Consider the following 11,860-nt stretch of genomic DNA (forward strand, 5'->3'; position numbering starts at 1 on the left):
ATGTCAAAAAATATAGTTTTAGATATAGAAAATGTTTCAAAACAATATCGTTTAGGCGAAGTTGGTACAGGAACATTGCAACACGATATAAAAAGATGGTGGGCTTCAATTCAAGGAAAAGAAGATCCATATCTTAAAATTGGAGAAACAAATGATCGTACAGCGAAAGGAGATTCTGATTATGTATGGGCATTAAAAGATATTAATTTTCAGGTAGAACAAGGACAAGCTGTTGGAATTATCGGACGAAATGGTGCTGGAAAATCTACCTTGTTAAAATTACTTTCGCGAGTAACAAAACCTACAACCGGAACAATGAAATACAAAGGACGTATTGCCTCTTTGTTAGAAGTCGGAACTGGTTTTCACCCAGAAATGACGGGTCGCGAAAATATTTATTTAAACGGAGCAATCTTAGGAATGACACGAAAAGAAATCACACGTAAGTTTGATGAAATTGTAGATTTCGCAGGAGTAGAACGTTATATAGATACGCCAGTTAAACGTTATTCTTCAGGAATGTACGTTCGTTTAGCATTTGCAGTTGCAGCTCATTTAGAATCTGAAATTTTAATTGTAGATGAGGTTTTAGCTGTTGGTGATGCCGATTTTCAAAAGAAATGTCTTGGTAAAATGGGAGATGTTACCAAGAATGAAGGACGTACGATTTTATTTGTTAGTCATAATTTGGCCGCGGTAAACACATTATGTAGCAAAGGAATTGTATTGGAAAACGGTAAAATGAAATACAATGGTAATATTTCTGGGGCGATGGATTCTTATTTGATTTCAGGGCAAAGCTCAGGGAATCAGTATATTTCTAATACTCGAAATCTAGAAAATGAAATTTTAAGTATAGAAATTTTAAATGAAAGAGGAGAATTAACCAGTAATTTTTATTTTTCAGAAGATATCTATGTTAATATTCAATTTAAATTAGATAATGACTTACTAGATAAATCAGAAATAGGCTTACGAGTTAGTGATCAAAAAGAAAGAATTGTCTTTACAAGCATGAAACCTATTTCTATTTTTAAAGAAAAAGATAGCATCTACAATGTAAAAGTTAAAATACCTTCAGGAGTTTTAGTTCCAAATAATTATAAAGTTGCAATTGCTACACATATTCCAATGGTAAAAGTACTATCAAGTAAAGAAGATCTTGTTAATTTTACAATAGAAGAAACTGGGACAGAGTTTCATTTATATCAAGGTGCAGATTATGGTTGTGTATTTGTAAACTGTGATTGGGAATAAAAAAATAAAAGAAAAAAGATGAAATACATTAATTTAGGTTGTGGACCAAAATATTCAACCGATAAAGTTTGGTTAAATGCAGATATGTCAACTACATCAAAAGATGTTATCGAATGTAATTTTCTTAATGGAATTCCCTTTGGTGATGCAGAATTTGATACAGTATATCATTCCCATGTAATAGAACATTTTTCTAAAAAAGATGCAGTTTTTTTTATTAGTGAATGTTTTCGTGTTTTAAAACCGAACGGGATTATTCGAATAGCTTGTCCGAATTTAGAAGTTATTGCAAGAGAATATTTGAATAATTTGGAACGTGCAAATAATAATGTTCAAAATGCAGATGAAGATTACGATTGGATTATGCTTGAATTATATGATCAAACAGTAAGAAATAAATCTGGTGGAGATATGTTAAATTATTTCAAAAAAAAAGAAATTAATAACATTGATTATGTAGCCAATAGAATTGGAAATGTTGTAAGAGAATGGTACAACTCACTTCGCGGTCAAGAAGTAAATAGTGATCAAAAATTTTTGGCGAAAAAATTTTCACTTTCCAGTTTTTTTTCATATAATAATAAGGAGAATGAATTAGAGCAAAATTATTCAGAAATCGGAAAATTCCGACTGGGTGGTGAAATTCACCAATGGATGTACGATAGATTTTCTTTAAAAAGACTTTTAGAAAAAGTAGGATTCAAAGATGTAATTGTAAGAACTGCAACGGAAAGTTATATAGAAAGTTGGTCATCTTATCAATTAGACAATCCCGAAGAAACAGCTTCTATATTTATTGAAGCTAGAAAAGCTTAAATAAAATTTATCTGAAAGATTTGAAAAAAAAAATTGCAATATTAGGAGCTAGTTACTTACAACTTCCTTTAGTTATAAAAGCTAAAGATTTGGGCTTATATGTAATTAATATTGCATGGGACGACGGTAAAGCTATTTGTAAAGAATATGTGGATGAGTTTTATGATGTTTCTGTTTTAGATAAAGAACAAATATTAAAAATTTGTAAAGAGCATAATATTGATGGGATTACAACTATCGCAACAGATATTTGTATCCCTACAATAGCTTTTGTAGCTGAGAGCCTTAATTTATTAGGTAATAACTCCTATGAATGTTCGTTGCTTACAACTAATAAAGCTATGATGAGAGACTGTTTTAAACAAAACGAAATTGCATCACCTCAATCTATTGTTATTAGAGATATTAATAATTTTAACTTATCTAATCTTAATTTCCCTCTCATTGTAAAACCAAGTGATCGATCTGGAAGTTTAGGTGTAGTTAAAGTCTCAAATATAGAACAAAGCACCAAAGCAATAGAAGAAGCTTTAGAATATTCATTTAGTAAAACGTGTGTTGTTGAAGAGTTTATAAAAGGATTAGAGGTAAGTGTAGAGACTATTAGCTGGAAAGGGAGTAACAATATTATTACAATTACAGATAAAGAAGTAACAGATGAACCTTATTTTGTAGAGTTAGCTCATCATCAACCTAGCGCTCTACCATTAGATATTCAAGATAAAATTATAGATATCTCTCATAAGATTTTAAAAGCCACAAAAGTTGAAAATGGCGCATCACATATTGAATTGAAAATAACATCGAAAGGTGAAGTGTATCCAATTGAAATAGGAAGTAGAATGGGTGGTGATTTTATAGGATCCAATCTTGTTGAATTATCTACAGGTTTTGATTTTCTAAAAGCGGTTATTGATGTTGCACTTAATCAGTATAAACCGAAAGAAATAGAAAGTAGTAATAATTATTCAGGTGTATATTTCTTATCAAAAAACACAGAATATTTATTACCAATTTTTAATAATGATAATCTTCCTTTTATAGTCAAAAAACATTTGTTAAATACAGATTTGAAAGAAGCGCAATCAAGTAATGATAGATCTGGATATTTAATTTATCAATCTAATAAAAAAATTAATTTATGAAAAGAATTGCAATAATTGGTTCTGGACTGCTATCACAACAATACGTTCATCATATCCATACAGATACTGATGACAAAGTAATTGGTTATTATGATGATTTCAAACAAAAAGGAGAAATAATAAACGATTTGCAGATTTTAGGCAAAATCACAGATATTTTGAATGATTTTAAGAAAAATATTTTTGATGTAATCTTAATTGGTGTTGGTTATCAACATACTAATTTTGCTTCGAAATTATATGATGAACTACATATTGATATTCCTTTCTACACTTTTATTCATTCAACTTGTATTGTAGATAAAACGGCAATTATTAAAGCCGGAGTAGTAATATATCCTGGTTGTATAATAGACCAGCAAGTTATAATTGAAGAAAATGTAACAATTAATCCTGGAGTTATGGTTGGTCATAATACAGTTATAGGTAAACATTCTTTTGTGGCTGGTTCAGCGGCGTTTGCTGGTTATGTGACAATAGGAGAAAAATGTTTTATAGGATTAAACGTAACTTTTGTTGATAATATAAAACTAAGTGAAGAGGTAAATTTAGCTGCAGGAGCTGTAGCTATTAAAAATCTGTTAGAGCCAGGCTGGTATGTTGGGAATCCTGCTAAATTATTAAAAAAAGAATTATGATACCATTTAACAAGCCTTTCATTATCGGTAATGAATTAAGATATATTGAAGAAGCCGTAAAAAGTGGCAAAATTTCTGGCGACGGATTGTTTACTAAAAAATGTCAACAATTCTTTGAAGAAAAATATAAATTCCCGAAAGTATTGCTAACAACATCTTGTACAGACGCTTTAGAGATGGCTGCAATCCTTTGTGATATAAAACCAGGGGATGAAGTTATTGTGCCTAGTTATACATTTGTATCATCTGCCAATGCATTTGCACTTAGAGGTGCCAAAATTGTTTTTGTAGACTCTTACAAAGACAATCCAAATATCGATCCTGAGGAAATAAAAAAACACATCACGTCCAATACCAAAGTTATCGTTCCTGTACATTATGCAGGTGTTGCCTGTGATATGGAAGCGATTATGAATATTGCAAAAGACCATAATCTTTTTGTAGTAGAAGATGCCGCGCAAGCCATTGATAGTTATTACACATTTTCTGACGGGACTAAGAAAGCATTAGGATCCATAGGACATTTTGCTGCATTTTCTTTCCATGAAACTAAAAACATTATCGCTGGAGAGGGCGGAATGTTAGTTATTAACGATAATAAATACTTTGAACGTGCAGAAATTATCCGTGAAAAAGGAACGAACAGAAGTGCCTTTTTCCGTGGTGAGGTTAATAAATATGGTTGGGTAGATTTAGGTTCGTCCTTTTTACCATCAGAGATTATTTCAGCTTTTCTTTTTGCGCAATTAGAAAATCTTGACACCATACAAGCTAAGAGAATTGATATTTGGAATCGTTATCTTCAAGGTCTAAAAGCTCTTGCAGACAATAATTTTATTCAATTGCCAATAATCCCAGAATTTGCTACTAACAATGCGCACATGTTCTATATTGTGTGTAGAAATTATGACGAAAGAACAAGCTTAATTAATTTTTTAAAGGAATCTGATATCCATCCCGTTTTTCATTATTTAAGTCTTAATAAAAGCGAGTTTTTCTTGAAAGATAATCTTGAGATAGACATACCAAATTCTGATCATTTTACAGACTGCTTGTTAAGATTACCTTTTTATTATGAATTGTCTGAGGAGCAGCAGCAGAAGATAATTCAGAGAATAAATACTTTTTATCAAAACAAATAACAATGAAACATAAAATACTTTTTCTATCTTATACAGACCAAGGTGGTGCAGGTATTGCAAATGTAAATGTTGCAAAAGCATTTATAGAAAGGGGTCATGAAGTATTGTTTTTAGTTGCAAAAAAAACATCTACAGAAATGTTTATCAAAGAAGTCAATAAAAAGAAAATAATAACACAAAAAAAAACTTTCTTTGATAAAATAAAGAACAGATTTAAATATGAAATTACACGTAATTTTAAGAAAAAAACAGTAGAAGCTAATTATGTTTCAAAATACTATTATTATAATGAAGATGAAACTTTTTCTCAATATTCGTTAGATGAAATTCTATCGCATATAACCTTTCAGCCAAATATAATTATAGCAGGATGGATTAGTTATTTTATAAATTTGGAAACCTTAGGGAAATTAGCTTCTCGTTATCATGCTCAATCATATATTTTAATGAATGATATGGCTCCTATTACAGGTGGATGCCATTACGCATGGGATTGTTTGGGATATATTTCTGGTTGTAATTCTTGTCCAGCTCTTGGTAATAGAACTGATCAAAATCAATCATTCCAAAACCTGGAATTAAAAAGAAAATCAATTCAAAAGTATAATATTCAAGTGATTGCAGGTTCTAAAGGTACCTTGATTGAAGCAAAACAATCAACTTTATATAAAGATCAAAAAACATTTAAAAGAATAAATGGCTTGTTGAACTACAATTTATTCAACACAAAAAAAAGACATATTGCAAAACAAGTATTCGAGTTTCCTGAAGATCATAAAGTAATTCTCACAGGAGCAAGTTACATTCGTGATCCCAGAAAAGGTTTTGATAAACTAAGCGATGCTTTAGTTTTTCTAGACAGCATGTTAGTAAGTAAAAAGGTTTTTGTGACATTGGTTATGGTAGGTAACGATAATTATTACGATTTTCAGTTTAATAATATTAATGTAATAAAATACAACTCTATTTCAGAAAAGATATTATTCTCATTACTCTATCAATCCGCAGATGTTTACGTATCACCTTCTGTTGAAGACAGTGGACCTGCAATGGTCATAGAAGCTCTTGCATCAGGAACTCCTGTTGTTGGTTTTGAAATTGGTTTTGTAGAAGAATATGTAAAAAATGGAGAAAATGGTTTTATAATTCCAAAATTTGATAAAAAACAAATGGCAGAAAGAATATTCGATGTTTTGTATAAATTTCCTCAACAAAAAATGCAAGAAAAAGCAACCGAAAGTGTCGAAAAAGCCTTTTCTCTACAACAAATTGATGATTTTTTTGATTAATTTTAATCTCATCTCCTTATGATAAATAAAAACAAATGAAAAAATCCGCAAAAATATACATTGCAGGACATCGTGGAATGGTAGGAAGTGCTATTCTTAGAAACCTCGAATCTAAAGGATATACTAATTTGCTTACCAAAACCTCTTCGGAATTAGATTTGCGAGATCCTATTGCAGTTGCTCAATTTTTTGAAGCTGAAAAACCAGATTTTGTATTTCTGGCCGCTGCAAAAGTAGGCGGGATTTATGCCAACAATACTTACAAAGCCGAGTTCTTGTATGATAATTTGATGATTCAAAACAACGTGATTCATCAAGCTCATATTAATGGAACTGAGAAGTTATTGTTTCTGGGTTCAAGTTGTATTTATCCCAAAATGGCACCACAACCTTTGAAGGAAGAATACCTTTTAACAGGCACTTTGGAACCTACAAATGAACCTTATGCTATTGCAAAAATTACAGGAATTAAAATGTGCGACAGTTACAGAAACCAATACGGGAGCAATTTTATTTCTGCAATGCCTACTAATCTTTATGGTCCAAATGATAATTATGATCTGAATAATTCTCACGTTCTTCCAGCAATGCTTAGAAAATTTCATGAAGCAAAGTTGGATAAAAATAGAAATGTAGAACTTTGGGGAAGCGGAACGCCTTTGCGAGAATTTCTTCATGTGGATGATTTAGCTGAAGCTTGCGTTTTTATGATGGAAAACTATGACGATTACGGACAAGTAAACATCGGAATTGGTGAAGATTTAAGCATAAAAAATCTTGCAGAAATGGTTCAAAAAATCGTGGGTCATACCGGTGAAATTATTTGGGATAGTTCTAAACCCGATGGAACACCAAGAAAATTGATGGATGTTACCAAAATAAATAAAATGGGTTGGAAAGCCAAAATTGGATTAGAAGAAGGAATAACAAAAGTATATCAAGAGAAATTTTTATCATAAAACCACCATGAAAAAAGCACTTATCACAGGAATTACAGGACAAGATGGATCTTATCTTGCCGAACTTTTATTAGAAAAAGGATACGAAGTTCATGGTGTAAAAAGAAGAGCTTCCTCTTTCAATACCCAAAGAATTGATCATTTGTATGTTGATCAACACGAGAAAAACGTTCGTTTCAAACTTCATTACGGAGATTTGACGGACTCTACCAATATTATAAGAATTATTCAAGAAGTTCAACCTGACGAAATATATAATCTTGGAGCAATGAGTCACGTAAAAGTAAGTTTCGATTCGCCAGAATATGTTGGGAATGTTGATGGATTAGGAACTTTAAGAATTTTAGAGGCAATCAGAATTTTAGGTTTAGAAAAGAAAACTAGAATTTATCAAGCATCTACTTCCGAATTGTATGGTGGCTTGCCAGAAAATAAAAATGAAAAAGGATTTTATGATGAGAAATCACCATTTTATCCACGTTCGCCTTATGGTGTTGCCAAAATTTATGGCTTTTGGATTACCAAAAACTATCGTGAAGCCTACAATATGTACGCTTGTAACGGAATTTTATTCAACCATGAATCTCCAAGAAGAGGGGAAACTTTCGTAACCAGAAAAATTACGATGGCTGTAGCAAGCATTGCAAAAGGAAAACAAGATGTTTTATATCTTGGAAACCTCAACGCACAAAGAGATTGGGGACACGCCAAAGATTATGTAGAGGCGATGTGGAAAATGCTACAACAAGACCAACCAGAAGACTTTGTTATTGCAACTGGAAAAACAACTACGGTTCGTGATTTTGTGAAAATGGCTTTTGCTGAAGTAGGTATCGAAATAGAATGTGAAGGCGAAAATGAAAACGAAATTGCAAAAGTAAAAACTTGTAATAACCCAAATTTTCAATTAGAAATAGGGAAAACTGTAGTAAAAGTAGATCCAGAATATTACCGTCCTACAGAAGTAGATTTGTTAATCGGAGATCCTACAAAAGCCAATACTCAATTAGATTGGATGCCGAAATATGATCTTGCTGCAATGGTGAAAGAAATGGTAGAAAGTGATCTAAAATTAGCTTAAATGAATCCGAAAATTTCAATAATTACCATTAGTTATAACAATTGTGATGGTTTAGAAAAAACGATAAAAAGTGTAACTTCTCAAAGTCTAAATGATTTTGAGTATATCGTTATAGATGGTGGTTCTAACGATGGTAGCAAAGAAATTATCGAAAAATATGCAGATAAAATTTCCTATTGGGTTAGCGAACCCGACAAAGGAATTTATAATGCGATGAACAAAGGAATAAAAGCTGCAAATGGCGAATATCTTTTGTTTTTGAATAGTGGAGATGAATTATATAACCAACATGTTATTTCGGATGTATTTAATGAAATTTTTGATCAGGATATTATTTCCGGAAATCTTTTTCATATAGATGAAACTAAAAGTGATATATTAATTTCTCCAGAAAATGTAGATTATAAGCATCTTATTTATAATACTATTTGGCATCCGTGTAGTTTTATTAGAAGAGATAAATTTGAACTAATAGGTTTATATGATGAAAATTTAAAAATTGTCTCTGATTGGAAATGGTTTCTATTAGCTATAGCGAAGTACAATTGTTCTTATAAAAAAATAAATCATGTAATTGCTAAATTTTATGCTGATGGAATAAGTTCAAATGAAGAAAATAAAGAACTAATAAAATTTGAAAGAGAAAAAAGTCTTAATGAAGAATTTCCACTTCTTTTGGATTTATATGATGAGTATGAGGTGTATTTCTTTAATTATCATTTGGTTAAAAAGAAATATAATTTATTATTGCAATCAAGAATTATTATTTTTCTAAAAAAACTAGGTTTTTATAAATATTTTGAAAAACATAAAATTGATTAAGTTGATATTTTAACAGAAATACTAAATATGATAAATAGAGACAGACTAAATAGAGTTGTTGAAAAGATAAAATACAAACTCTTAATTAGACTTAACTTAACAATCAGAAAACAGCGTAAAAACCCTTTAAAAATACCTGTCATTATCATTAATTTTAACCAGTTATTCTATTTAAAACAATTAGTAGATTTTTTGATTATTAGAGGTTTTACTAATATTGTTATAGTTGACAATAAATCAACCTATCCTCCTTTGTTAGATTATTACAAAGATATTGAGGATAAAGTGATGATAGAATATATGGATGATAACTATGGACATAACGTTTTTTTTGAGAATATAGAATTACAAAAAAAATACGGAAAAGGTTATTATGTATTAACTGATGCGGATATCGTACCTAATAAAGATTTGCCTAAAGATTTTATGTTAACATTAATTCATTATTTAGATAAATATTTTAAAAGAGTTACAAAAGTTGGATTTGCATTAAGAATTGATGATATTCCTGATTCATTTCCTTTAAAAGAAAAAGTGTTAAAATGGGAGCAAAGATTTTGGGAAAAACCAATAGAAGATCATCTTTATTTAAATTGGATAGATACTACTTTTGCTTTATATAAGCCATCTTATCCATCTAAATTTAATAATATAGAAAAATTAGAAGCGATACGAGTTGGAGATTATTTTACAGCTTCACATGGAGGATGGTATTTAGATCCTGGTAATTTCTCAGAAGAACAACTTTATTATATGAAAACTGTTAATGGTTCATCTTCTTGGAGAATTAATGAAAAAGGAGAACACTTATCTACTGAGTATAATAAATTTATATAATAATGCTTTCAATCATAGTATCATCCTATCAAAAAGATTATTTCGATCAATTCTCTGAAAATGTTAATTTAACTATCGGAGAAAATTTTGTTTATGAAATTATTCAAATTTGGAATCCTGGAGCAATGGGAATTTGCGAAGCCTACAATAAAGGAGCAGAACAAGCAAAATACGATAATTTGTTATTTGTACACGAAGATATCTTTTTTGAAACAGAAAATTGGGGTAAAATATTATGTAACTATTTACGAGAAGATAAAACGGGTTGCTTAGGGATTGCTGGCGCTAATTATGTGCCATATACACCATCACCTTGGTGGATAATAGAGAATTATAGGTTTTCGCATTTAAGCCATTATAATGCTAATACAAAGAAGCGTTTTGATTATATATTTACTACAAATAATACAGGTTTACAAGAATGTAAATTATTAGATGGTGTTTTTATAGCATGTCGAAAAGATGTTTGGGGAAAGGTTAAATTTAATCAGACCTTAAAAGGTTTTCATGGCTACGACATATTGTTTAGTTTAGTGGTAAGCAAAAATTATCAAAATTTTGTAACCAATCAAATTTTATTAGTTCATTATTCAGCAGGATCCTTAACTAAAGAATGGTTAAAAAATGTGATACTTGCTTATAAATTGGCAGATATTAGACATTTAAATATTGATAAAAAAATAGAATTAATTGCATTTAAATATTTTGCAAATCAATTAAGATATTTAATTTTTGATAAAAAAGAAATTATACAATATTTAAAAGACTTTATATCTTTTAAACATTTAGGATTAATAAATTGGTTAAAAGCCAAAAGAAAAATACAATATATTAAGAAAAATACTAAGGATGAGTATTAAGCCAAAAATATTAATTATAGAAGAAGGTTTTCTAAGGAAAGATATAGAATTCTATTTAAATTCGGTTGATTTTGAAGCTAAATTAATTTCTTTAAATCCAAATATTCAAATTAAATCTAATAAATATTTAGATAAGATTTTAAATATTTATAATAGAGTTGTTAAAAAAAACATTTATTATTTTGAAGAAAAAAGTATAAAATATAAAAACAGATTTTATCTAAATCAAATAAAAAAAGAAATTGAATTTTTAAATTTTGATTATATATTACTTATTGTTCCCTATCATTATTCATCTCAAGTAATAAATTATCTTTCTAAACATACGAATAAAATAATTGGATATTCTTGGGATTCAATTAACAATAAAAAAGAGCATCAATTAATAAAATTTAATAATAAGATAAGTAAATTATTTTGCTATGATAAAAATTCAATAAATAATTTCACAAAACTTAATCTTATTTATACAACTAATTTTTATTATCCTTTAGAAGAGATTGAAATTTATAAAAACACTACTAGACCTGTGAATAAAATATCTTATGTTGGAAATTTAGCAGATAGAAGAGATGTAGTTATAGAAGAAATTTTGGATAATATAGAAGGAAAAGTGGAATATGATATTAATATTGTAAAACATGATTTTAAACAAAGTTTGTTAAAAGATAAATATAAATTTAATTATTTAGAAGCAGGTATATCATTGCATGATTATATGAAAATAACATTAAATTCTGAGATTATTTTGGATATTCAGCTTGGTTGGCAAAACGGCTTTACATTTAGAATAATAGAAGCAAGTTATCTCAAAAAGAAAATAATAACAACAAATCAATTTGCTACAGAATTAAAATTTTATCATCCAGATAATATTTTTATCTATAACGAAGAAACAAAACATTTATTAAATGATTTTTCACTAAAACCTTATACTGAAATAGATTCATCATTAATAGAATATTATCGTATCGATAATTGGTTAAAACGAATTTTAGAACTAGAATAAATCCA

General features: G+C 29.1%; 12 protein-coding genes. All 12 read left to right on the plus strand.

Annotated elements, in window-relative coordinates; all coding sequences use genetic code 11:
- The 12 genes from BM072_RS05825 to BM072_RS05880 are packed head-to-tail and all read left to right on the plus strand — an operon-like array spanning position 1 to position 11,855.
- Positions 1–1,257, plus strand: coding sequence for an ABC transporter ATP-binding protein (locus BM072_RS05825; RefSeq protein WP_092907476.1), 1,257 nt, complete (start codon positions 1–3; stop codon positions 1,255–1,257).
- A gap of 18 nt (positions 1,258–1,275) precedes the next feature.
- On the plus strand, positions 1,276–2,073 hold the full coding sequence (locus tag BM072_RS05830; RefSeq protein WP_092907478.1) for a class I SAM-dependent methyltransferase: 798 nt from the start codon (positions 1,276–1,278) through the stop codon (positions 2,071–2,073).
- Positions 2,074–2,093: 20 nt separating this feature from the next.
- Positions 2,094–3,218: an ATP-grasp domain-containing protein gene (locus BM072_RS05835; protein ID WP_092907480.1), complete on the plus strand. Its 1,125-nt coding sequence runs from the start codon at positions 2,094–2,096 to the stop codon at positions 3,216–3,218.
- A complete protein-coding gene (locus BM072_RS05840) occupies positions 3,215–3,856 on the plus strand; it encodes a PglD-related sugar-binding protein (protein WP_092907482.1) in 642 nt (213 codons plus the stop codon). The genes BM072_RS05835 and BM072_RS05840 overlap by 4 nt, the downstream gene beginning before the upstream one ends.
- A complete protein-coding gene (gene rffA, locus BM072_RS05845) occupies positions 3,853–4,998 on the plus strand; it encodes a dTDP-4-amino-4,6-dideoxygalactose transaminase (RefSeq protein WP_092907484.1) in 1,146 nt (381 codons plus the stop codon). The genes BM072_RS05840 and rffA overlap by 4 nt, the downstream gene beginning before the upstream one ends.
- A gap of 2 nt (positions 4,999–5,000) precedes the next feature.
- Positions 5,001–6,287 carry a glycosyltransferase gene (locus BM072_RS05850; RefSeq protein WP_092907486.1) on the plus strand — a complete coding sequence of 429 codons (1,287 nt, stop codon included), beginning with the start codon at positions 5,001–5,003 and terminating at the stop codon, positions 6,285–6,287.
- 35 nt (positions 6,288–6,322) lie between these two features.
- Positions 6,323–7,246 (plus strand): GDP-L-fucose synthase, encoded by a 924-nt coding sequence (gene fcl / locus BM072_RS05855; protein WP_092907488.1) that lies wholly within the window; start codon positions 6,323–6,325, stop codon positions 7,244–7,246.
- Positions 7,247–7,253: 7 nt separating this feature from the next.
- Entirely contained in the window at positions 7,254–8,327 is a 1,074-nt protein-coding gene (gene gmd / locus BM072_RS05860; RefSeq protein ID WP_092907490.1) for a GDP-mannose 4,6-dehydratase, read from the plus strand.
- On the plus strand, positions 8,328–9,149 hold the full coding sequence (locus BM072_RS05865; RefSeq protein ID WP_092907492.1) for a glycosyltransferase family 2 protein: 822 nt from the start codon (positions 8,328–8,330) through the stop codon (positions 9,147–9,149).
- Positions 9,150–9,176: 27 nt separating this feature from the next.
- Positions 9,177–9,986, plus strand: a complete 810-nt coding sequence (locus tag BM072_RS05870) for a glycosyltransferase family protein (protein ID WP_143080476.1) — start codon at positions 9,177–9,179, stop codon at positions 9,984–9,986.
- Between the two features lie 2 nt (positions 9,987–9,988).
- On the plus strand, positions 9,989–10,846 hold the full coding sequence (locus tag BM072_RS05875) for a glycosyltransferase (protein WP_092907495.1): 858 nt from the start codon (positions 9,989–9,991) through the stop codon (positions 10,844–10,846).
- Positions 10,836–11,855, plus strand: a complete 1,020-nt coding sequence (locus BM072_RS05880) for a WaaS/CpsH family glycosyltransferase (protein WP_092907497.1) — start codon at positions 10,836–10,838, stop codon at positions 11,853–11,855. Before BM072_RS05875 ends, BM072_RS05880 begins: the two co-directional genes overlap by 11 nt.
- Positions 11,856–11,860 lie beyond the last annotated feature (5 nt).

The organism is Algoriella xinjiangensis, from assembly GCF_900115015.1.
Lineage (GTDB): Bacteria > Bacteroidota > Bacteroidia > Flavobacteriales > Weeksellaceae > Empedobacter > Empedobacter xinjiangensis.

Excerpts from the sequence above, each read along its gene's own strand:
- BM072_RS05825 (WP_092907476.1), top strand. The coding sequence starts at position 1 with ATGTCAAAAAATATAGTTTTAGATATAGAAAATGTTTCAAAACAATAT.
- BM072_RS05830 (WP_092907478.1), top strand. The coding sequence starts at position 1,276 with ATGAAATACATTAATTTAGGTTGTGGACCAAAATATTCAACCGATAAA.
- BM072_RS05840 (WP_092907482.1), top strand. The coding sequence starts at position 3,215 with ATGAAAAGAATTGCAATAATTGGTTCTGGACTGCTATCACAACAATAC.
- rffA (WP_092907484.1), top strand. The coding sequence starts at position 3,853 with ATGATACCATTTAACAAGCCTTTCATTATCGGTAATGAATTAAGATAT.
- BM072_RS05850 (WP_092907486.1), top strand. The coding sequence starts at position 5,001 with ATGAAACATAAAATACTTTTTCTATCTTATACAGACCAAGGTGGTGCA.
- fcl (WP_092907488.1), top strand. The coding sequence starts at position 6,323 with ATGAAAAAATCCGCAAAAATATACATTGCAGGACATCGTGGAATGGTA.
- gmd (WP_092907490.1), top strand. The coding sequence starts at position 7,254 with ATGAAAAAAGCACTTATCACAGGAATTACAGGACAAGATGGATCTTAT.
- BM072_RS05865 (WP_092907492.1), top strand. The coding sequence starts at position 8,328 with ATGAATCCGAAAATTTCAATAATTACCATTAGTTATAACAATTGTGAT.
- BM072_RS05870 (WP_143080476.1), top strand. The coding sequence starts at position 9,177 with ATGATAAATAGAGACAGACTAAATAGAGTTGTTGAAAAGATAAAATAC.
- BM072_RS05875 (WP_092907495.1), top strand. The coding sequence starts at position 9,989 with ATGCTTTCAATCATAGTATCATCCTATCAAAAAGATTATTTCGATCAA.
- BM072_RS05880 (WP_092907497.1), top strand. The coding sequence starts at position 10,836 with ATGAGTATTAAGCCAAAAATATTAATTATAGAAGAAGGTTTTCTAAGG.